Source organism: Microbacterium sp. Z10_103, assembly GCF_058310455.1.
Genome location: NZ_JBZEGK010000001.1, coordinates 245,436 through 266,139, shown reverse-complemented (window position 1 = coordinate 266,139; position 20,704 = coordinate 245,436). Strand labels below are relative to the sequence as shown.

Below are 20,704 nucleotides of genomic sequence, written 5' to 3'. Positions count from 1 at the left end.
CCTGCCCGGTGACCGGTGCTGGAATCGTGCGTCTCCCCGCCGTGAGTATAGCGTTTGTCGGGACGCGTGCACGAGCAATTTCACGAATCCGCGGGCACGGAGAAGGAGCATCCATGGTTTCGCCGACAGATCAGCCGTTCATCGCCGCCACCGCCGACGTCGCGGAGGCCGCCCGAGTGGGGAACCGCACGAAGGTATGGCACCTCGCGCAGGTGCGCGAGAACGCCATCGTGGGCGCCGACTGCATCGTGGGACGCGGGGCGTACGTCGGTCCAGGCGTGGAGATGGGCGACGGATGCAAGCTGCAGAACTACGCGCTCGTCTACGAGCCGGCCCGGCTGGGGCACGGCGTCTTCATCGGGCCGGCCGCGGTGCTCACGAATGACGAGTTCCCGCGCGCGGTGACGCCGGACGGCCAGCTCAAGTCGGCGGATGACTGGCACGCCGTCGGCGTCGAGATCGGCGACGGTGCCTCGATCGGCGCCCGTGCGGTGTGCATCGCGCCCGTCCGCATCGGCGCGTGGGCGCTGGTGGCGGCGGGCGCCGTGGTCACGAAGGACGTGCCCGACTATGCGCTCGTCGTGGGGGTACCCGCGCGGCGGATCGGCTGGGTCGGCCGGGCGGGCCGTCCGCTCACGGCCGATGGCGACGATTGGGTCTGCCCCGAAACCGGCGAGCGCTACCGCGAGTCCGCCGGCGCGCTGCATCCCCTGGCGCCCTGACCCCGCTCCACCCCCCGTCGACTCGCCACAAAATGTGGTGTTTCGGCGGAAAAAGGGACGGATGTTGGCGACTCGACCGGGAGAAGGCAAGCCTCGCGGGGGAACAGGGCGCCGCGGCTATGCTCGGGCGGATCCCCGACCCCGGAGGCACATATGTCCGTCCGCCGATACCTCCGTCAGGCCGCCTCCGGCGCACTGACGGTCAACGCCATCCCGCACACGGTGAGCGGCCTGCGCGGGCAGCCCTTCCCGACGCCGTTCGCTGACCCGCCGGGCCGCGGGCTGTCCTCCCCCACCGCGAACATCGTGTGGGGCGCGATGAACCTCGGGCTCGCCGGGCTCCTGCACCGCCGGAGCACCGCCCTGTCCGCGCGCCTTCCCTTCGCCCTCGGCGCGCTCGGCATGGCCCTCTTCGTCGCGCAGTACTTCGCCTCGGTCCCCGCGCTCCAGCCCGCCAAACGCCGCGCCCGCTAACCCCCGGTCGACTCGCCAGGAAACGTCGGGTTTTCGCGCGAGAATGCGCGTTTCACGGCGACTCGACGGGCCCGGGACCCGACGGGCCCGCGACGCCCGCGCTCGACCGGCGGGGGCCGACGGGCCGCCCGGCCGGGCCCTGAGCGAGGGAGCGCAGCGACCGAGACGAAGGGGCCTCGCTAGAGCTTGCGGAGCTGCACCCGCTCGACCGTGTGATCGGCGGCCTTCTCAAGGATCAGGCTCGCCCGGTGCCGCGTAGGTAGCACGTTCTCGAGCAGATTCGGCAGGTTGATGTCGCGCCAATACCCGAGGGCGCGCTCCACGGCCTCGTCGTCGCTGATGTCGGCGAACACGCGGAAGTACGAATTCGGGTTGCTGAACGAGGCCTTCCGCAGCGCGAGGAAGCGGTCGACGTACCACTGCTCGATGTTCGCGGGGTCAGCATCGACGTAGATCGAGAAGTCGAACAGGTCGCTCACCGCCACGTCATTCGGCGCGGGCGGGGGCTGAAGGACGTTCAAACCCTCGACGATCACGACGTCGGGCCGGCGGACGGACACATGCGCGTCAGGCATGATGTCGTACCGCATGTGCGAGTAGAACGGCGCACGCACCTCTTCGGCCCCGCTCTTCACTTCACTGAGGAAGTTCAGCAGCGCGCGCCGGTCATACGACTCCGGAAAGCCCTTGCGGTCCATCAGGCCCCGCCGCTCCAGCTCGGCGTTGGGGTAGAGGAACCCGTCCGTGGTCACGAGCTCGACCCGCGGCGTGTCGGCCCAGCGGCTCATGAGTTCGCGCAGCAGACGCGCGATCGTCGACTTCCCCACCGCCACGGAACCTGCGACACCGATCACGAACGGCGTCGTGACGTCCTGCTCGCCGAGGAAGGATGCGGTGTCCGCTCCGAGCCGCTTGGTCGCCTTCGCATAGAGGCTCAGCAGCCGGCTGAGGGGCAGGTAGACCTCGTGCACCTCGCGGACGTCGAGCCGATCCCCGAGGCCCCGCAACTGCACGACCTCGGTCTCACTGAGGGGCTGCGGCATCCCGGCGGCCAGACGCGACCACTCGGCTCGATCGATCTCGCGGTACGGGCTCAATGACGGAGCGGGCACGGCGGTTCCGGCGGCGGGCACGCGCCCATGCTACTCCGCGCGATCAGCGCCCGGGCGGCGCGGGGGTGCCTGCCCGAACGGCCCGCGCCCGCCCTGCGTCCTCTGCATCGGCACGGGACCGGGCGGCCCGAAGCGAGGACATCTCCCGACGCGAGGACGCTCCGGCCCGCATCCATCCTCGCCCGGGCAGATCTCCTCGGCCCGGCACGCTCAGTCGCGTTCCCCGCGAAGGTGGGAGTCGTCCCTGCTATCCCCTGCGCCAGAGACCTCGAGTGCCTCATCGAGCGCGTCGCTGTAATGAACTCCCGCGGCCGTCCTCGCGGCATGCCGCCGACCGCGGCCGCACTGTCAGGAACAAATATTCCGCTTCTTCGGAATAGCATCGGCACCCACGCGTTTGTGTACTGCGGAGAATAGAATTAACAGGACTGCGATGACAGATGCAACTTCAAGCCTGATCGGTAAGTCCGCACTGGTGACGGGCGGTTCGCGGGGAGTCGGTGTCGGCGTCGCGAAACAGTTCGCCAAGCGGTGGTCTCAGAGAGGCAGCAGCCATGAAAATTTCCGTACCGATCGGGCCGGTCGGCATCTGGAGCATGGAGCTCCGTAGCCGCAACCCGGAGGTCGACCAGGTCGCCGCGGAACTCAACGATCAGGGGTGGGGTGCGATGTGGATTGCCGGCGCCGGCGGCCCCGGGATTTGGGCCAGCGCCGAACGACTCCTCGCGGCCGGTTCACGCACGAGTGTCGCCCTCGGAGTTGTGAGTATCTGGTCTGAGGACGCACGCCGCACATCCTCGGAGCACGCCAGGCTGCGAGACGAGTACGGCTCGCGTCTTCTCACCGGATTCGGGGTGAGCAACCCGCAAGCGGCAGCCGCCAGCGGACACACGTTCGCGAGCCCTCTTTCCGAGATGCGGCGTTTCCTCGACGAGCTGGACGCGGATGCCGGCGAACCACCACGGCAAGAGCGGCTCCTTGGGGCGCTCGGACCGCAGATGGTGTCACTCGCCGGCGACCGCACCGCAGGCATCCACCCCTTCCTGGTCACCCCCGGCCTGACGTCGAACTACCGTTCGCTGCTGGGACCCGAACCTCTCATCGCGCCTCACCAAGCGGTCGTTCTGGAGACCGACCCCGCCCGAGCACGAGCCACCGCTCGCGCCGGGATCGGCATGTATTTCGGCTTCCCCAGTTATCAGGCGAACCTGCGCCGAGCCGGCTTTGGCGATGACGACTTCCTCGGGGGCGGCAGCAACCGGCTCATCGACGCCACCGTCGCCTGGGGAGACATGGACGCCATCGTGCGGCGGGTCCAGGAGCAGCACGCTGCGGGCGCCGACCACGTCGCCATCCAGGTCCTGACGGACACCCGCGGCCTTCCACGCCACGAGTGGGCCGAACTTTCTCACGCACTACTGCCATCGGAGACGTAATGGACGGCACCACCACACGCAACACCGGTTCAATGCGAGCACACACCCCGCCCCTCCCGGGGATGCGGATGTGGCTGGCGGTCGCCTCCCTGGCCCTCGGCGCGTTCATCCTCGTCGCCACAGAGTTCCTGCCCATCGGCGTGCTGCCGCAGATCGCCGAGGAGTTGGAGGTCTCGACCGGAACCGCGGGGTTGATGATTCTGGTTCCCGGGCTGGTCGCGGCGATTTCCGCACCGCTGGTCGTGGTGGGCCTGGCACGTATCCCTCGAAACCGGCTCGTGCTTCTTCTCGGCCTGCTGCTGCTCGTGGCGAACATCATCGGAGCGTTCGCGCCCACCTTTGCGATCCTGCTTCTGGGTCGCGTGCTGGTCGGGGTCGCGTTGGGCGGTTTCTGGGCAGTCGTGCCCTCGCTGGGGTTCCGGCTTGCGGGCGAGAGGAAGGGTACGAAAGCGACGTCGATCATCTTGGCCGGCATCTCCGCGGGGACCGTGATCGGTCTGCCCGCGGGACAGTTCATCGGCCAGCTCGCGGGCTGGCGCGCGGTGTTTCTGAGCGCTGCGGCACTGTCGGCGATCGTGCTTCTCGCGCAGCTTGTGCTGCTGCCCCGGATCGGCCCCACCGTCGGCATGAAGTGGCGTGAACTGAGCCGGGTGTTCCAGTCGCCACCCGCCCGAGTCGCGCTGATCGCCTCTGTTCTGGTGGTCACCGGTCAGTTCGCAGCGTCGACGTTCATCACCCCCTTCCTGGCGGACGAAGCACACCTGGCAGCCGGGGTCGTCACGGCCCTGTTCGTCGCGTACGGTGTCGCGGGCGTGTTCGGCACGCTGCTCGGCGGCTACCTCATTGCGAAGAACCGGTTGGCGACGCTTGCAGGTGTGTCGCTCCTTCTTGGAACAATCCTGGTGCTGCTGCCGCTCATCGCGGGGTGGGGCATCGTGGTGGGCGCACTGTTCACCGTGTGGGGGCTCCTGTGGGGCATCGTCCCGCTCTCCCTGCAGACCTGGATGATGGCCTCCCAACCGGGCGCGCCGGAAGCAGCATCCGCTGTGCTGGTCTCCACGATGCAGGGGTCCATCGCGCTCGGATCCCTCCTGGGCGGTGTGCTCGTGGACATCGCCGGACTGCGGATCGACTTCGTCATCGCCGGTGTCCTCGCCCTCGCCGCGGGGCTGTACCCGCTCGTCCGTCGCGTGACACCCCACTAATCCGCGCGCGCTGCGGCTCGAGCCGCCCGGAGCGAGGACATCTCCCGACGCGAGGACACTCCGGCCCGCATCCATCCTCGCCCGGGCAGGTCTCCTCGGCCCGGGATGCTGCGTCCCCCACCGTTGCGCCGCGCGCCGCGATACCCTTGATGGCGAGAGTTCAAGCCCGGAGGGGCCACCGCCATGGAGTCCGACCCGATCAGGACGCCCGACCAGCGGCTCCGCGTATTCGTCAGCTCCACCCTCGGGGAACTCCAGCCCGAGAGAGCGGCGGTACGCGAAGCGGTGGAGAGCCTGCGCCTCGCGCCGGTGATGTTCGAGCTCGGCGCCCGTCCGCATCCGCCTCGTTCGCTGTACCGCTCCTACCTCGAGCAGAGCGACATCTTCCTCGGCATCTACTGGCAGAGCTACGGCTGGGTCGCCCCGGGCGAGGAGTTCTCCGGCCTCGAAGACGAATACCGCCTCTCCGGCGACCTCCCCTCGCTCATCTATATCAAGACCCCCGCACTTGAGCGCGAGGAGCCCCTCAAGGCGATGCTCGCCCGCATCCGCGCCGACGATCGCGTGTCGTACAAATCGTTCCGGAATGCTGAGGAACTCCGCGACCTCGTCATCAACGACCTCTCGACCCTGCTCGCCGATCGCTTCGACGCGGCCGCCCGCGCCTCCCGGCGCTCCCTCGCGCAACCGCCGACCACCTCGGCTGGCACCGCCATCCCCTCGGCCTACACGCCGATCATCGGGCGCGACGGTGAACGCGACGAAATCGTGCGGATGCTCCGCGACCCGGCCACGCGCATCGTCACCCTCGTCGGACCGGGCGGCATCGGCAAGTCCCGCCTGGCGATCGAGGTGGCGACCACCCTGGCCGCATCCGGCAGCGAGGTCGCCTTCGCGTTGCTGGAGTCGATCACGTCCCCCGACCGTGTGGTGCCCGCGATCGCGCGCGCGGTGGGCCTGCGCGACGACGGCGAACGCCCGGTGGAGGCGTCGCTGCTGGCCGCCCTCGAGGGTCGCGACATGGTCCTCGTGCTCGACAATATGGAGCAGGTGCTCGACGGAGCGGACGTCCTCGTGCGCCTGGTCACCGCGGTCCCCGACCTCACGATCCTCGTCACGAGCCGCTCGCCGCTGCGCCTGCGCGCCGAGCACGTGTACGCCGTCGCGCCGCTCGCCTCGCCGGGCGACGACGAGAGCGTCGAGGCGCTCGAGGCCACCGCATCGGTCGCTCTCTTCGTGCAGCGCGCGGCGGCGGTGCTTCCCGGCTTCCGGCTCACGGCAGCCGATACGGCGACCATCGCGGCGATCTGTCGAGCGCTGGACGGTATCCCGCTGGCCATCGAGCTCGCCGCCGCGCGGATGCGGTCGCATACGCCGCAGGAGATCCTCGAGCGCCTCGACTCCGCCCTGTCGCTCCTCGTCGACGGCGCCCGCGACCTGCCGGCACGTCAGCAGACGATCCGCGCCACGATCGAATGGAGCGTGCGCCTGCTCGACGCTCCGACGCGCTCGGCCTTTGCTGCGCTGGCGGTCTTCGCCGGACCCTTCACCCGCGCCGCCGCCGAGGCGACGCTCGCCGGCATACCCGATGTGGATGCGGCCACCGCGCTGGACGTGCTCGTGGATGCGAGCCTCCTGCAGCAGCGCGACCGCCGGGGGGTCCGCGTCTTCACGCTCCTGTCCGTCGTCCATGCGTACGCCCACGAGCTGGGCAGCGACGACGCCGTGCGGGAACGCTGGTCGGAGTACTACCGCACGCTCGCCAACACCGCCTCGCACGACATGAGCGGTCCGAGCCAGCTCGCGTGGCTGCACCGCCTCGACGCCGAGTCCGAGAACCTCGTCGCCGTCCTCCGCTTTCTCAGCGACGACGGGAGGTTCGACGACCTGGCGCGCATGGCCTGGTCGCTCTACCTGTACGCGTGGCTCTCGGGGATGCTGGGAGCCCAGCAGGCACGGATGGCCGACGTGCTCGAACGCAGCGCGCGGGAGGGCATCCCTCTCAGCCCGTGGACCGAGGCGGTCGCGCAGTATTACACCCATGCCATCGAGTTCTGGCAACATCCGGGCCTGGACGTCATCCCCGGCCTGACCCGCAGCGCGGAGCTGTTCGAGCAGGCGGGCGACGCGGGCGGTGCCGCGCTGGCACGCGTCTCCCTGGGTCTCGCGCTTCTCGGACGGAGGGAGGGACCCGACGTCGCCGGCGCGCACGAGATCCTCACCCGTTCGATCGACGGGTTCGCGTCGATCGGCGATCGGTGGGGCGAGGCGATGGCACTCGTGACCATGGGGCGCGTCGACCTCATGATCGGCGATACGGACGGTGCCCTCGAGCTGTTCGAGCGCAGTCTGAGCCTGGCCACCGCCAACCGGGAGCGCCTCGGCATCGTCATCGCCGAGCATCACCGGGGGTGGGCGCGTCTGGCGCGGGGCGACATCGAGGCCGCCGCATCCGACTTCCATGAAGGCCTGGAGACCTCGCTGGAACTGGGGCACGACGAGGGCATCGCCTATGGACTCGAGGGCCGCGCCGGGGTCGCGGCGCTCCGGGGCGACGTCGAAGAGGCGGGGCTCCTGCTGGGTTCCGCAGCCGCACTACGCCGGCGGATGGGCGCGAACGACAGGGGCCAGGCCGCCCTGTACGCACCCGCCTTCGAGGCGCTGGCCGACGATGGCGCCCGCGCCGAGTTGGATGCGGCGGTCGTGCGGGGCATGGCGATGTCGCCCCAGGAGGTGCTGGATGCCGTCGCCCGCTGACGCCCGCGACTCCTCCGCGCGAGCGGACGGTCGGGATAACGTCGTCCTGCGCACGACGCGAGGGGTGGCGTTGGCGATTCTGCCGTTCCTGATCGCCGCGGCGTTCCTCTTGTATGTGTTCCCCGACCGGACCGGCGAACTGTTCGCGTGGCCGATCACCCCGCCGCTGTCGGCGTACCTTCTCGCATCGGCCTACGTAGGCGGCATCTGGTACTTCGTGCGCGTCGCGAGAGAGCGGCGGTGGCATCGGGTGCAGCATGGCTTCCCGGCGGTCGCGGTGTTCGCGGGCGCTCTGCTGGTCGCCACGCTCCTGCACCTCGACCGGTTCTCCATGAACCTGTCGTTCTGGGTGTGGATCACGCTCTACGCCACGACGCCGTTCATCGTCGTCGTGCTGGCGATCGCGCAACGCCGGCATGCTCAGGTCGAGCCCGACCCGGGGGATGTCATCATCCCGTCGTTCGCGGCGCTGGGACTCGTGGCGATCGGCGCAGCCGCGTTCCTCTTCGGCGCGGTCGTCTTCCTCGCGCCCGCGTTCGCCGCATCCTTCTGGGCATGGGACCTGACCCCGCTGACCGGTCGCGTGACCGGCGCCGTGCTGAGTCTCACGGGCGTCGTGAACGTCGCACTGCTGTGGGACCGGCGGTGGAGCTCGTTCCGCATCCTGTTCGAGGCGCAGCTGGTGAGCCTCGCCGCGATCTGCCTGTCGCTCGTGCTCCGTTCCGCCGACCTGCGATGGGAGCGCCCGATGACCGCGGCCTTCATCGTGCTCGTCGCCGGCGCTGTCCTGGCCTACGGCTCCTTCACCATCTGGTGCGAGCGCCGCCGTCGCTCCCGTCCTCCCCTCCCCGCCTCCGGACGCTGAGCGAGCGCCGCCCCTCCCGGACGCTGAGCGAGCGCCGACCCTCGCGGACGCTGAGCGAGCGCAGCGAGACGAAGCGGCCCCGCTCGCCCTCCCCTGCCGACCGCCCAGCGAGTGCCCGTCCCCTTCCCGGACGCTGAGCGAGCGCAGCGAGACGAAGCGTCGCCCCGCGCGGTCACGAACCTGCACGCCGCCCCGCTACGCTCGATCCGTGCGCCTTGGGGTCCTCGACATCGGCTCGAACACCGTTCATCTGCTCATCGCCGACGCCCGCCCCGGCGGGCGGCCCACCGCATCCACGAGCCGTCGCACGGCGCTGCGGCTCATGCAGCACCTCACTCCCGACGGCTCCATCGACCCCGCCGGTGTGGCAGCGCTGGTGGATGCTGTCGCCGAGGCGCGCGCGATAGCCGCTGCGGAGCGGGTGGACGAGTTGCTGGCCACGGCGACATCGGCGGTGCGGGAGGCGACGAACGGCCCGGCCGTCATCGCGCGCATCGAGGAGACCCTCGGGCAGCCGCTCCAGGTGCTCGGCGGCGACACCGAGGCCCGGTTCACGTTCCTCGCGGTCCGTCGCTGGTTCGGCTGGTCGGCGGGGCAGATCCTGCTGTTCGACATCGGCGGTGGATCGCTCGAGCTTGCCGGCGGTGCCGACGAGTTGCCCGACCTCGCCGACTCCGTGCCGCTGGGAGCAGGGCGGATGACGCTGGAGTTCCTCCCCGACGATCCGCCGACCGACTTCCAGCTCGAGGCATTGCGCCGGCACGCCGCATCCGTTCTCGCACCGGTGGCCAAGCGCTTCGCGGCGCTCCCGCGCCCAGACCATGTCGTGGGGTCGTCGAAGGCGATCCGCTCACTGGCGAAACTTGCCGGGTATCCCGTACCCGGGTGGTCGGGCATCGAGCGGATGGTGCTCCCCCGGCGCGACCTGAAGGCGTGGATTCCGCGGCTTGCCCGCATCCCGGCCGAGACGCGGCAGGAGCTTCCGGGGATCACCGCGGATCGCGCCGTCCAGATCGTCGCGGGTGCGGTGGTGCTGCACCAGGCGATGAAGTCGATGGATGTCGAGGAGCTCGAGGTCTCGCCGTGGGCGCTTCGCGAGGGCGTGCTGCTGCGCTACATCGAGTCCCTCGCGATGTAGCCGCCCGGCGTCGACCCTTCGTCTCGTCGCTGGCGCTCCTCGCTCAGGGCCCGGGAACCCCGGGTCCGCCAGCGCAACCCGGACGCTGAGCGAGCGCAGCGAGACGAAGCGTCACAGCCGCTCAGGGCCCGGTACGGCGGAACCCCGAACCCCCGGCCGCACGGCGTCGACCCTTCGTCTCGTCGCTCCGCTCCTCGCTCAGGGCCCGGTACGGCGGAACCGAACCACAGCCGCACGGCGTCGACCCTTCGTCTCGTCGCTCCGCTCCTCGCTCAGGGCCCGGTGCGGCGGAACCCCCGGACGCTGAGCGAGCGCAGCGAGACGAAGCGTCAGGCCGCGCTCGCTCAGGCTCCGGGGTAGGCCGGGAAGCGTCAGCTCGCGAGCTCGCGGAGGTGGCGGTACACGCCCTTGAAGAACAGCAGCGGCTCATGCCGGTGCCATTCCGGCGGGCTCAGTTCGAGCACCCGGCCGATCACGATGAGGTGATCGCCGGCCTCGTGCTCGGCCCAGATCTCGCAATCCAGCCACATGAGGGTGTCGTTGATCACCGGATTCCCCGCCTCCGTGGGCGTCCACGAGACGCCGGCCCACTTGTCCGAACCCTTGCGGGCGAACTGCGACGACACGTCGTGCTGATGGTGCGACAGCACGTTGACGGCGAACCGGCCGGTGTCGCGGATGCGCGGGTACGTCGTCGACGTCGTCATGACGCTGAACGAGATCAGGGGGGGATCCATCGACACGCTGTAGAACGACTGGCAGGTGAACCCGATCGGTCCGTCGTCGTCGATGCCGCTGACGATCGTGACGCCGGATGCGAAGTGCCCGAGCGTGTCGCGGAACGCCCGGGGGTCGACGCCGCTCACCGGACGACCTCCGCGACCGCGGCGGGAGCATCCACGAGGGTGGCACCGGCGACGGAGGCGAGCCGCGCCAGGTTGCCGCGGTACTCGGCGGCCGCCGCATCCACGAGGTCGTCGAGGCGGTCCATCTGGCTCGAGACGAAGTAGAACCCGCGGCCCGGGACGATCGCGCCCAGCTCCGCGAGCAGCGGGGCGAGGTTGTGCGTCGGACCCATGGAGTGCGTCGCATCCGCCCCCGTCAGCACGGGGATCGCGACGACGCCCGACAGCCCGTTGGCGGGGTACCGGTCGAGGAATGCCTTCAGGAGTCCGGTGTAGGTCGCCTTGTACGTGGGCGACGCGAAGACGGCCAGGTCGCTGTCGGCGACGCCGGCGTTCAAGGCGGCCATCGTCTCCGACGGCCACGCGAAGATGTCGGCCTCGTACTCGGCCAGGTCGATCACCGTCAGCTCGTACGAGCCGGGGGCGAACAGGCGCTCGGCGAGGGTGGTGGCCACCTTCAGCGTTCGCGATTGCGGCTTGGGATTGCCGACGACGATGGAAACTTTCACAGTCATATTCGTTCTCACACTTTCACCGATTGGCAGGAGGGTGAGACGCGGTCGCCGAACATAGCCGCGAGGCGGGTTCGAGCGACGCCGACGTCTCTCACTGTTCCACCGAGTTTTTTTGTCCCGGTGGCCCGCAACGGCTTACGTTGCACGACCAGGATACGCAGCACATGTTTCGCGGAGGTAACCCCCGCGTCATCGGATGAAACGCCCGCGGAGCAGCGCGCTACGCCGCGAGGCGGTCGCGCACGACCGACGCGATGCGGTCGGCGTACTCCTGGGCCGATTCGGCGTCCGCCGCCTCGACCATGACCCGTACGAGGGCTTCGGTTCCGGATGCGCGCAGCAGCACACGTCCGGTGTCGCCGAGCTCGGCCGTCACGGCTTCGACCTCGGCCTGCAGCACCTCGTCGGTCGCCACCCGATCGCGGTCGACGTCGCGGACGTTCACCAGGACCTGCGGGAAGACGGTCATGACCGAGGCGAGCTCGGCCAGCGACTTCCTCTGCCGGGCCATCTCGGCCACGAGGTGCAGGCCCGTGAGCAGGCCGTCACCGGTCGTGGCGAATTCGCTCATGATGACGTGACCCGACTGCTCACCGCCGAGCGCGTAGCCGCCCTCGCTCATGGCCTCGAGCACGTAACGGTCGCCGACGGCGGTCTGGACGACGCGGATGCCGTTGTCCGCCATCGCGCGGTGGAGGCCCAGGTTGCTCATCACGGTCGCCACGAGCGTGTCGTCGACGAGGTGACCGCGGTCTTTCATCGCCACGGCGATGATCGCCATGATCTGGTCTCCGTCGACGATGCGGCCCTCCGCATCCACGGCCAGGCAGCGGTCGGCGTCGCCGTCGTGGGCGATCCCGACATCAGCGCCCACCTCGAGCACCTTCCTCGCGAGCTGGTCCAGGTGCGTGGATCCGACGCCGTCGTTGATGTTCAAGCCGTCGGGGTCGGCGCCGATGACCGTCACGCGCGCACCCGCATCCCGGAACGTCTCGGGCGAGACGCCGGCCGCCGCGCCGTGGGCGCAGTCGAGCACGACGTGGATGCCGTCGAGGCTGTGCGGGAGGGAGCCGAGCAGGTGCACGACGTAGCGGTCTTCCGCGTCGGCGAAGCGGCGGATGCGGCCCACCCCGGCGCCCGTCGGCTGGAGCTTGTCGGTTCCGAGCGCGGCTTCGATGCGCCGTTCGACCTCGTCGGGCAGCTTGACGCCGCCGCGGGCGAAGATCTTGATGCCGTTGTCGGGCGCGGGATTGTGCGACGCCGACACCATGACGCCGAAGTCGGCATCGATGTCGCCGATGAGGAACGCGGCGGCCGGGGTCGGGATGACACCCGCGTCGAGCACGTCGACACCGGATGAGGCGAGCCCGGCCGACACGGCGGCAGCGAGGAACTCACCCGAGACGCGAGGGTCGCGGGCAACGACCGCGGTGAGCCGTCGGCCTTCTGCTCGACGTGCCTCGGCGGTACGGCCCTGACCCAGGACGACGGCGGTCGCCTGGGCCAGGTGAAGCGCGAGGTCGGCGGTGAGGGGGCCGTTGGCCAGCCCCCGCACCCCGTCCGTGCCGAAAAGCGGCATGGAACGAGCCGAACTCAGCGCTTGGAGTACTGAGGCGCCTTGCGGGCCTTCTTGAGACCGGCCTTCTTGCGCTCTTTGACGCGGGCGTCGCGGGAGAGGAAGCCGGCCTTCTTCAGGGTGGCGCGGTTGTTCTCGACGTCGATGCCGTTGAGCGAACGTGCGATGCCGAGGCGCAGCGCGCCGGCCTGGCCCGAGGGGCCACCGCCGGAGATGCGCGCGATGACGTCGTACGCGTCGGTCAGGTTGAGCACGGTGAAGGGGTCCTTCACGAGCTGCTGGTGCAGCTTGTTCGGGAAGTAGTCCTCGAAGGTGCGGCCGTTGACGGTGATGACGCCAGTGCCGGGAACGATGCGGACGCGGGCGATGGCCTGCTTGCGGCGACCGACGGCGGCACCGGGCACGCTCAGGACGGGACGCTCGGCGGCGACGGCGACCGAGTCGGTCGGCGTCTCAGTGGAGTAGTTCTCGATGTTCGACACGAGTGATCCTTAATCGGCGCTTTACTGGGCGACCTGGTCGAAGGTGTACGTCTTGGGCTGCTGCGCACCGTGAGGGTGCTCTGCGCCGCGGTAGACCTTGAGCTTGGTGAGCTGCTGCGCGCCGAGGCTGTTCTTCGGCAGCATGCCGCGGACGGCCTTCTCGACGGCGCGCTCAGGGTTCTTCGCGAGAAGCTCTTCGTAGGTGACCGACTTGAGGCCGCCCGGGTAACCCGAGTGGCGGTACGCCTTCTTCTTCTGGAGCTTCTGGCCCGTCAGCGCGACCTTGTCGGCGTTGATGATGATGACGAAGTCACCGGCGTCCATGTGGTTGGCGAAGGTGGCCTTGTGCTTGCCGCGGAGGAGAACGGCGGCGTGCGAGGCGAGACGGCCGAGAACGACGTCGGTCGCGTCGATCACGAGCCAGTCGCGCTGAGCTTCGCCAGCCTTGGGGGTATAAGTGCGCGTCACAATAGTGCTGCTTTCTGATTCGAACGGAGGTGTTCGTGAATCCCGCTCCGGGGGCTTTTCTCCCTCGAGCCGAAGGCCGAGGAGCGAAGACACCAGTGGAGGGCTCACGTTCGCGGTGGCACGCCAGCAGACGGCGTGTACCAAACGACCAGCTTACGGCATCCGGATGCAGCGGACAAACTGCCTGAGAGGCGATGACCCGGGAGAATTTGTGGGATTGTCCCCCAAATGGGGGACAGTTGGCTAGAGTGTGAGGTCAACATCGCGATCCGTCCGGGTTTGGGTTGCGTCATTTCTGGGGGCACCGAAATGAGCCGTAGCGCACCTCACCGTGCACATCCGATCGACCCTGCGTTCCGCCGCGTGGCCGCCGCGGAGCGGACTGTCGACGAGCGAGCCCACGAGCCGCGTACCCCTCATGCTCCGTTGTTGGCGGTGGGCCAGTCGGGCGATTGGGCGTCTGAAGTCACGTCGATCTCGATCATCCGGCTCGATACCGCGGGGCGCGTGCGCACCTGGAACCCGGGCGCCGAGCGCATCAAGGGCTACAAGGCGTCGGAGATCGTCGGGTCATCGATCGAGCGGTTCTACCGGCCGCAGGATCGAGAGCGCCACCTTCCCGCGCGGCTGCTGGAGAGCGCCATCCGCAGCGGCTCCGCCGACGACTCCGGCTGGCGCGTGCGGGCGGACGGGTCTCTGTTCTGGGCCAAGGTCGTGCTGACAGCCATCCACGCCGAGGATTCGACCCTGACCGGTTTCGTGAAGATGACGCGCGACCTCACGGCCGACAAGCGCGAGGAGGAGAAGCGCGAGGCTTTCCTGCGCTCTTTCGCGCACGACTACCTCTCCCCCATCACCGCCCTCCGTGGGTACGTCGACCTGCTCGAGGAGGCCGCGCCCGAACATCACGCCCTCATCGACCGCGTCTCGACGGTGACCGACCACCTCGTGGAGATGATGGGGCAACTCACTTCCCACATCGGCGGTGGGGCCGCAGACCGGCTCGACAGTGTCGTGCTCGGGTCTCTGGCTCGCGAGGCCGGCGAGCTGGTGCTCCCCGGAAACGCGTATCAGCGGTTGGAGATCGTCAGCGATCGGCGTCTGCGAGCGCTCACGAACGCGTCGATGCTCCGGCGCGCGATCGCGAACCTGCTCGACAACGCCGCGAAGTACAGCGACGACATCATCCGGATCGTCATCGAGAACCTGGGCACCGAGGTCGTCGTCCGCATCTCCGACTCCGGTCGCGGAATCGCCCCCGAGGACCTGCCGACGATCTTCGAGCCGTTCCAGCGCGGCCGGTTGTCCGATCCCGCCGACGGCGGCTCGGGCGTCGGCCTGGCGAGCGTGCGCGAGATCGTGGAGCGCCTCGGCGGCCGGGTGGAGCTGGCGTCCACGGTCGGCGCCGGCACCACGGTCTCTGTCCACCTCCCCTCCGCCTGACCTTTCTCGGTCGCCGGGCGAGCGCTGCGCTTCCCCCGGGCGCTGAGCGAGCGCAGCGAGACGAAGCGCCCGCCACGCACCCCTCGAACCGGAGCCGCACCGGCCGATAATCCTCCGGGACGAAACGCCGCAGTAACCCCGAGCACCTATCGTGGCGGGATGCTCCGTCCCCCCACCGATCCGCGCATGCGTCGCGCGCTCGTTGCGGCGCTGCTCGTCTACGTCGTCGTCCTCGCGCTCATCGCCTTCTGGCCGACGCATGTCGACCGCGATGCCGGTCCGCTGCTGTCGGCGATCGAGCGGGTGTTCCCGTGGGCGACGTACCGGCGGATCGAGTTCACGGCGAACGTCGCCCTATTCGTCCCGTTCGGGGTTCTGCTGACCCCGCTCCTCCGCTCGTGGCCGATCGCCCTCGCGTGCGGCGTCGGGGCGTCGTTGGCGATCGAACTCGTGCAAGAGGTGGTCCTCCCGGGGCGCACGGCAAGCGCTTTGGATCTGCTCGCGAACTCCCTCGGCACGGCCGTCGGCGTGGTGCTGGCCCTCGGAATCGGTCGCGCGACCCGGACCATCCCGCCCCACCCCGAGGCCGGCTGAACCTCCGCACCTCACCGAAAACGCCGACTCCCCTAATTAATCCCCTAATCGGCGGGCAAAATGTGGCGGAAGAGGCGCTTGCAGGAATAGTGTGACGCCGATAACCCGATGCAACCCGGTGCACGGCACCTGTACCGGTCGGTTTCTACCCCTCCTCCGCTCTGCCGCGGAGGAGGGGTTCTCCGTTTCAGCCGAGGGTCGCGCCGGACGACCCGCCGAGCGCCGTGCCGATCGTCGCGAGTGCGACCCAGAGGCCGTTGTAGACGACGTGCGCGAGCACGGCCGCCCAGATCCGGGCGGTGAAGAGCACCAGAAGGCTATTGACCACTCCGACCAGGGCCAGCGCGACGGCGTCGTCCCACGGGATGGGCACCAGCAGCGCGTGCGCCAGGACGAAGAGTCCGGTCGACACGAGCACGGCGGCGAACGCGGCCGTCCCGCGTCCCGCGATGCGACGGACGGCGGTGTAGACCGCGACCAGGACGAGCCCGCGGAAGAAGAACTCCTCCAACACCGGCGCGATCAGCGTCGCTCCGAGCACTTCCTCGAACAACCACCCCGAAGGCAGCGCCCCACCGGCCGACGGATACGACGGCCATTCGCCCGTGCCCCCAGCGGCGAGCTCGATCCACCCCTGCGCGAGGCGCAGTAGGACGCCGAGGCCGATGCCATAGAGGAGGTCCAGCGGGCGGAAGCGCAACAGGGCCCGAGGGCGCGACCGGGTGAACGCGACGATCACCGGCACCGCGAAGGCGACCCACAGGACGAGGAGCGACAGGGTCGATCCGAGCGGCTGGGGGACGAATTCGTTGAGCGCTGCGGCGGCGACCATCCCCGCGCCGAGGGCGAGCACGGCCCACCCGAGCATTTCCCAGCCCCAGCGCTGCACCGAGGTGCCGCCTTCGATCCACGTGCGGCGCCGTCGTGGTGAACGGCGGCGTCCCGACCGCGGCGATTGCCCGCCGTCACCCGAATCCGCCGACTCGAACTCAGCCTCGGGCAAGAGGAGGTCGCGGCGCGCGGCGTCGGTCGGCTCGGTCATCGACGCCCACGTTACCGGGCTCCCGCGCCGAGCCGGGAGCGGCGCATCCGCCCCGGCCCGCGGTCGTCGCGACGCGTCACCTCTCGAGGAGTCGCTCGTAGGCGCTGAGCCCTTCCATGACGCCGCTCCCGATGAAGCCGACGTACCTATCCGGTCGAACCACGACCACTCCCCCGTCGTGCAGCCCGGTGCGCCGGCGCAGGAGATCGGCATCACTGTCGGACCCCGGAAGCTCGACGATCCCCTCGGGGAAGGCGGGCGCCGCATCCACACCCGCGCCGCGCAGCACGATCGCCAAGTGGCCGGTCGTTGCCGCGAGGGCCGCACCCACCTCCGGTGTTCACGACAACGGGATGCTGCCGCCCAGCGACCGCGCGCCAGCCGGCCTCGATACACTCACACCCGGCGCCCCCGGCGTCCCCGGCCGCTGAGCGAGCGAGCGACCTTCCCGGCCGCTGAGCGAGCGAAGCGAGACGAAGCGCCCCACGCACCACCGACACCACCCGATCCGACCCCAACCGCTCCGAAGGGCACGATGCTCGACCTCGACCTGAGCGGCATGTTCGCTCCCCGGGAAGACGAGTCCGCGTCACCGACGATCGAGATCCTCACCGTCTGCACCGGCAACATCTGCCGCTCGCCGCTCGCAGAGCAGCTCCTCCGCTCGCGGCTGTCCCCGCTCGACATCCGCGTCTCCAGCGCCGGGACGAAGGGTCTCGTCGACCATCCCATGACGCCCGAGGCGGCGCAGATGGCCGCATCCCTCGGCGTGCCGACCGATGACAGCGCCGCCCACCGCGCCCGCTGGCTCAGCGAGCGGGAGCTGAAGACGCCCGACCTGGTGCTCGCGATGTCGCGCGAGCACCGCCGCGACATCGCCGAGCTTTCGCCCGCGCGCGTGCGCTCCACGTTCACCGTGCGGGAGTTCGAGCGCCTCGCACACGGAGTACCCGACGCCGACATCCGCGCGGCAGCGGATGCGGCCGGCACCGACCCCCACGCTCGTGTCCGTGCCGCGGTCGAAATGCTGAACGCGCGCCGCGGCGATCTCGAGCCGCTCACCGACCCGGCGGATGATGACGTCATCGACCCGTACCGGCGCTCGTGGGAGACATACCAGCGCTCAACCGCGCAGCTCCTTCCGGGAGTTCTCGAGGTGGTCCGCGTCGTGGGCGCCGCCCTTTCGTGAGTCAAGCACGCGACCCATCCGACACAGGTCGGAAACATGTTGTATGGCAGGATGATCGCGTACAGCCCCACCCCCCGAGAGGCGTCATGGAGCTCAGCGACTACATCCGCATCCTCCGCAAGAACTGGCTTGTGATCGTCGCCACGACGCTCCTCGGTATTGCGGTCGCCGCCGGGTACTCCCTCACTCGTACTCCTATGTATGAGGCGTCCAGCCGGGTCTTCGTCTCGACGGAGGCAGGCGGCAGCGTTGCCGAGCTGCAGCAGGGTGGCAGCTTCGCCCTTCAACGTGTGAGCACCTACGTGCAACTCGCCGAGAGCCCGCTCGTCCTGAATCCTGTCATCGCCGAACTCGGTCTTGAAGGCACCGCCGACGCCCTCGCCGAGCAGGTGACATCGTCGACCCCGCTGAACTCCTTCCTCATCGACATCTCCGTCGAAGACGCCGACCCGGTGATGGCCGCCGATCTCGCCAACGCGATCGCCGCCAGCCTTACCGCCGCCGTCGAGACGATCGAGACGCGTGAAGGCCAGCCCACGAGCCCCGTGCAACTGAGCCGGGTAAAGGACGCGTTGCCTCCACTCAGGCCCGTCAGCCCGAATGTGCCGTTGAACCTCGCCCTGGGCGGGCTCGTCGGACTTGCCGCGGGGCTCGGCATCGCCGTCCTTCGCGGCGTGCTCGACAACCGCGTGCGCAACGCCCGCGACATCGAGACCGTCACCGACCGGCCCCTCATCGGTGCGATCCCCTTCGATCCGAAGGCGAGGGAGCGGCCCCTCATCCTCGACGCCGATCCGCACAACACCCGCTCCGAGGCTTTCCGCGCACTGCGCACGAACCTGCAGTTCCTCGAGATGGACGGCGGACACAGCTTCGTCATCACCTCGAGCCTGCCGAGCGAGGGCAAGTCGACCACCACGCTCAATCTCGCGCTCGCTCTCGCCGACGCGGGCAAGCGGGTCGCGCTCCTCGACTGCGACCTGCGTAAGCCCAAGGTGGCCGACTACCTCGGCATCGAGGGCGGCGCCGGTCTCACCGACGTCCTCATCGGCCGCGCGCGCGTCGCCGACGTCATGTTCCCCTGGGGCAAGCGCCCGCTGTACGTGCTGCCGGCGGGAAAGATACCGCCGAACCCGAGCGAACTGCTCGGGTCGAAGCAGATGGGCCAGCTTCTCGAGGCACTGTCAAAGGAGTTCGACGTCGTCCTGTGCGACGCTCCCCCGCTGCTACCGGTGACGGATGCGGCGATCCTCGCACGGGCGACGGCCGGTGCCATTGTCATCGTGGCGGCTGGCCGCACAACGACGAGCCAGCTCGGTGGAGCTTTCGACGCACTCGAGACCGTCGGCGCGAAGGTCGCCGGCGTTGTTCTCTCGATGGTGCCGACCCGAGGCCCCGACGCCTACGGATATGGATATGGATATGGCTACGGCGGATACGGCACTTACGCCGCGCAGCCGGCCGAGAAGCCGAACACCAAGGCCGACAAGGCCCGACGCAGCCGCCGCTCCGCCGGCCCCGCGACCCCGAACCCGACCACCGCACCCAATCTTCTGCCCTGACCCAGGAGCGTGATGGCCCGACGGCCGCCCGGTGTCAGCACCTCTGCGCGATGGCTCGCCGGGGTGCTCATCGCTGCGCTCGCCATTGGCACGGTCGTCCTGGCGGTCCTCGCGGTCAATCGAGTCCAGCCTGAGCACGCGGGCGCCGGGAGCACCCCGGCACCGTCCTTCTCTTTCGGAGCATCTGCGACCCCCACCCCGGACACCACCCCTTCGCCGACGCCAGGACCCGTGTCCTCGTACCCGCGTGCCGAAGAGCGCTTCCTCTCCGTGGGTTCCGGTGGGATGTGGCGCGGCGTCGCCGGTGAATGCGGGGAGACAGCGCCACTACTAGAGCGTTCCGCCGACGGCGGGGAAACCTGGGAAGACGTAACGCCGCTGTACCGCGGCATTGGTCAGCTGGTCTCCCTCGATGCCTTCGCGGGCACGGAGGCGGAAGCGCTCGCGCGAATGGGCGACGGCTGTGAGACGCAAGTGCTCCGCACCTTCACGCAGGGCGAGTTCTGGGAGCCGTATCCCGAGTTGCTCGCTTCGTCGCGATACCTCGACCCCGCCGCCCCCGCGACTCTGATCACTCGTCAAGGCCCGGTTGCCGCGCCATGCGCCGATCCGCGGAGCTTCCGAAGCGCCGGGTCGACGGTGGCCCTGGTGTGCGATGGCACCCCCCACGCGCTCGGCGGAAACGGCCAATGGATCCCGCTGCCGGCGACGGATGCTGTTGCCCTCGGCGTTGCCGGCAGCCGCATCGTGGTGGCCGCCCGCTCGCCTGCTTGCGAGGGTCTGGAGGTCACATCTCTGACGGGCAACGACTTCGCCCAGTCGGCTCCGCTCGGCTGCGCCGCGGTCGACCCTGCGGCACCGTTGGCCGTGGCCGCGACCGACCGGGGTGCCCTCATCTGGTCCGGCGACGCGCTCCACCGCCTCCCGTGAGAACCCGGTCCCGCGCCGGCCGCTGAGCGAGCGCACACCCCGGCCGCTGAGCGAGCGCACACGCCGGCCGTCGAGCGAGCGCCTGCACCGGCCGCTGAGCGAGCGAAGCGAGACGAAGCGCCACCCCGGACGCCCCCGGTCGCTGAGCAAGCAAAGCGCGACCAACGGCCCTTCCGCTCAGCGTCGTTGTCCCCAGGATGTCCCCCATAAAGTCATGCGCGCGTTACACGGTGGTGTTAGCGTTGCGCATCTGAGAACGTGTCCGCCGAGGTGCCCTACGACGGAAGGA

Annotated in this window: 20 protein-coding genes; 12 read left to right on the top strand and 8 right to left on the bottom strand. The window is 69.6% G+C overall.

Going from position 1 to position 20,704, the window contains the following annotated elements; all coding sequences use genetic code 11:
• Positions 1–113: 113 nt before the first annotated feature.
• The gene (locus AC4FS2_RS01180; RefSeq protein ID WP_491176197.1) at positions 114–722 is read left to right on the top strand and encodes an acyltransferase; all 609 of its coding nucleotides are present in this window, start codon (positions 114–116) and stop codon (positions 720–722) included.
• Between the two features lie 153 nt (positions 723–875).
• Positions 876–1,196, top strand: coding sequence for a hypothetical protein (locus AC4FS2_RS01175; protein ID WP_491176195.1), 321 nt, complete (start codon positions 876–878; stop codon positions 1,194–1,196).
• Between the two features lie 179 nt (positions 1,197–1,375).
• Here AC4FS2_RS01175 and coaA read toward each other — a convergent pair whose 3' ends face one another.
• Positions 1,376–2,329, bottom strand: a complete 954-nt coding sequence (gene coaA, locus AC4FS2_RS01170; protein WP_491176193.1) for a type I pantothenate kinase — start codon at positions 2,327–2,329, stop codon at positions 1,376–1,378.
• 533 nt (positions 2,330–2,862) lie between these two features.
• On the opposite strand from coaA, the gene AC4FS2_RS01165 reads away from it, so the two are divergent.
• The 5 genes from AC4FS2_RS01165 (at position 2,863) to AC4FS2_RS01145 (ending at position 9,709) form a co-directional block, all read left to right on the top strand.
• A complete protein-coding gene (locus AC4FS2_RS01165; protein WP_491176191.1) occupies positions 2,863–3,744 on the top strand; it encodes a TIGR03620 family F420-dependent LLM class oxidoreductase in 882 nt (293 codons plus the stop codon).
• A gap of 32 nt (positions 3,745–3,776) precedes the next feature.
• Complete coding sequence (locus AC4FS2_RS01160) at positions 3,777–4,949, top strand: MFS transporter (RefSeq protein ID WP_491176189.1); 1,173 nt, start codon at positions 3,777–3,779, stop codon at positions 4,947–4,949.
• Between the two features lie 183 nt (positions 4,950–5,132).
• Positions 5,133–7,706, top strand: a complete 2,574-nt coding sequence (locus tag AC4FS2_RS01155) for a DUF4062 domain-containing protein (RefSeq protein WP_491176187.1) — start codon at positions 5,133–5,135, stop codon at positions 7,704–7,706.
• Positions 7,690–8,571: a hypothetical protein gene (locus AC4FS2_RS01150; RefSeq protein ID WP_491176185.1), complete on the top strand. Its 882-nt coding sequence runs from the start codon at positions 7,690–7,692 to the stop codon at positions 8,569–8,571. The genes AC4FS2_RS01155 and AC4FS2_RS01150 overlap by 17 nt, the downstream gene beginning before the upstream one ends.
• 208 nt (positions 8,572–8,779) lie before the next feature.
• The gene (locus AC4FS2_RS01145; protein WP_491176183.1) at positions 8,780–9,709 is read left to right on the top strand and encodes a Ppx/GppA phosphatase family protein; all 930 of its coding nucleotides are present in this window, start codon (positions 8,780–8,782) and stop codon (positions 9,707–9,709) included.
• A gap of 371 nt (positions 9,710–10,080) precedes the next feature.
• Here AC4FS2_RS01145 and AC4FS2_RS01140 read toward each other — a convergent pair whose 3' ends face one another.
• From AC4FS2_RS01140 to rplM, 5 genes are all read right to left on the bottom strand, one after another.
• Positions 10,081–10,575, bottom strand: a complete 495-nt coding sequence (locus AC4FS2_RS01140; protein ID WP_491154250.1) for a flavin reductase family protein — start codon at positions 10,573–10,575, stop codon at positions 10,081–10,083.
• Positions 10,572–11,123 (bottom strand): NADPH-dependent FMN reductase, encoded by a 552-nt coding sequence (locus tag AC4FS2_RS01135; protein WP_491176182.1) that lies wholly within the window; start codon positions 11,121–11,123, stop codon positions 10,572–10,574. Before AC4FS2_RS01135 ends, AC4FS2_RS01140 begins: the two co-directional genes overlap by 4 nt.
• 226 nt (positions 11,124–11,349) lie before the next feature.
• Positions 11,350–12,708, bottom strand: coding sequence for a phosphoglucosamine mutase (glmM, locus tag AC4FS2_RS01130; protein WP_491176180.1), 1,359 nt, complete (start codon positions 12,706–12,708; stop codon positions 11,350–11,352).
• A gap of 14 nt (positions 12,709–12,722) precedes the next feature.
• Positions 12,723–13,187 carry a 30S ribosomal protein S9 gene (gene rpsI / locus AC4FS2_RS01125; RefSeq protein WP_491154256.1) on the bottom strand — a complete coding sequence of 155 codons (465 nt, stop codon included), beginning with the start codon at positions 13,185–13,187 and terminating at the stop codon, positions 12,723–12,725.
• Between the two features lie 21 nt (positions 13,188–13,208).
• Complete coding sequence (rplM, locus tag AC4FS2_RS01120) at positions 13,209–13,655, bottom strand: 50S ribosomal protein L13 (RefSeq protein WP_491154258.1); 447 nt, start codon at positions 13,653–13,655, stop codon at positions 13,209–13,211.
• A 435-nt stretch (positions 13,656–14,090) separates the two neighbouring features.
• On the opposite strand from rplM, the gene AC4FS2_RS01115 reads away from it, so the two are divergent.
• On the top strand, positions 14,091–15,098 hold the full coding sequence (locus tag AC4FS2_RS01115; protein WP_491177781.1) for a PAS domain-containing sensor histidine kinase: 1,008 nt from the start codon (positions 14,091–14,093) through the stop codon (positions 15,096–15,098).
• Between the two features lie 159 nt (positions 15,099–15,257).
• Complete coding sequence (locus AC4FS2_RS01110) at positions 15,258–15,692, top strand: VanZ family protein (RefSeq protein ID WP_491176178.1); 435 nt, start codon at positions 15,258–15,260, stop codon at positions 15,690–15,692.
• Between the two features lie 187 nt (positions 15,693–15,879).
• Here the strand turns inward: AC4FS2_RS01110 and AC4FS2_RS01105 are convergent, their stop codons facing one another.
• Both AC4FS2_RS01105 and AC4FS2_RS01100 read right to left on the bottom strand, forming a co-directional pair.
• Positions 15,880–16,734, bottom strand: coding sequence for a CPBP family intramembrane glutamic endopeptidase (locus tag AC4FS2_RS01105; RefSeq protein WP_491176176.1), 855 nt, complete (start codon positions 16,732–16,734; stop codon positions 15,880–15,882).
• Between the two features lie 76 nt (positions 16,735–16,810).
• Positions 16,811–17,065 (bottom strand): hypothetical protein, encoded by a 255-nt coding sequence (locus AC4FS2_RS01100; RefSeq protein WP_491176174.1) that lies wholly within the window; start codon positions 17,063–17,065, stop codon positions 16,811–16,813.
• 204 nt (positions 17,066–17,269) lie between these two features.
• Here AC4FS2_RS01100 and AC4FS2_RS01095 point away from each other — a divergent pair, with 204 nt between their 5' ends.
• From AC4FS2_RS01095 to AC4FS2_RS01085, 3 genes are all read left to right on the top strand, one after another.
• On the top strand, positions 17,270–17,923 hold the full coding sequence (locus AC4FS2_RS01095; protein ID WP_491176171.1) for an arsenate reductase/protein-tyrosine-phosphatase family protein: 654 nt from the start codon (positions 17,270–17,272) through the stop codon (positions 17,921–17,923).
• An 86-nt stretch (positions 17,924–18,009) separates the two neighbouring features.
• Positions 18,010–19,485 carry a tyrosine-protein kinase domain-containing protein gene (locus AC4FS2_RS01090; protein WP_491176168.1) on the top strand — a complete coding sequence of 492 codons (1,476 nt, stop codon included), beginning with the start codon at positions 18,010–18,012 and terminating at the stop codon, positions 19,483–19,485.
• Positions 19,486–19,497: 12 nt separating this feature from the next.
• On the top strand, positions 19,498–20,415 hold the full coding sequence (locus AC4FS2_RS01085) for a hypothetical protein (RefSeq protein ID WP_491176166.1): 918 nt from the start codon (positions 19,498–19,500) through the stop codon (positions 20,413–20,415).
• Positions 20,416–20,704: the final 289 nt, after the last annotated feature.

Bases quoted from the DNA above. Each gene is read 5' to 3' on its own strand.
- AC4FS2_RS01180 (WP_491176197.1), top strand. From the start codon at position 114: ATGGTTTCGCCGACAGATCAGCCGTTCATCGCCGCCACCGCCGACGTC.
- AC4FS2_RS01175 (WP_491176195.1), top strand. From the start codon at position 876: ATGTCCGTCCGCCGATACCTCCGTCAGGCCGCCTCCGGCGCACTGACG.
- AC4FS2_RS01165 (WP_491176191.1), top strand. From the start codon at position 2,863: ATGAAAATTTCCGTACCGATCGGGCCGGTCGGCATCTGGAGCATGGAG.
- AC4FS2_RS01160 (WP_491176189.1), top strand. From the start codon at position 3,777: ATGCGAGCACACACCCCGCCCCTCCCGGGGATGCGGATGTGGCTGGCG.
- AC4FS2_RS01155 (WP_491176187.1), top strand. From the start codon at position 5,133: ATGGAGTCCGACCCGATCAGGACGCCCGACCAGCGGCTCCGCGTATTC.
- AC4FS2_RS01150 (WP_491176185.1), top strand. From the start codon at position 7,690: ATGCCGTCGCCCGCTGACGCCCGCGACTCCTCCGCGCGAGCGGACGGT.
- glmM (WP_491176180.1), bottom strand. From the start codon at position 12,708: ATGCCGCTTTTCGGCACGGACGGGGTGCGGGGGCTGGCCAACGGCCCC.
- AC4FS2_RS01110 (WP_491176178.1), top strand. From the start codon at position 15,258: ATGCTCCGTCCCCCCACCGATCCGCGCATGCGTCGCGCGCTCGTTGCG.
- AC4FS2_RS01105 (WP_491176176.1), bottom strand. From the start codon at position 16,734: ATGACCGAGCCGACCGACGCCGCGCGCCGCGACCTCCTCTTGCCCGAG.
- AC4FS2_RS01095 (WP_491176171.1), top strand. From the start codon at position 17,270: ATGCTCGACCTCGACCTGAGCGGCATGTTCGCTCCCCGGGAAGACGAG.
- AC4FS2_RS01090 (WP_491176168.1), top strand. From the start codon at position 18,010: ATGGAGCTCAGCGACTACATCCGCATCCTCCGCAAGAACTGGCTTGTG.
- AC4FS2_RS01085 (WP_491176166.1), top strand. From the start codon at position 19,498: ATGGCCCGACGGCCGCCCGGTGTCAGCACCTCTGCGCGATGGCTCGCC.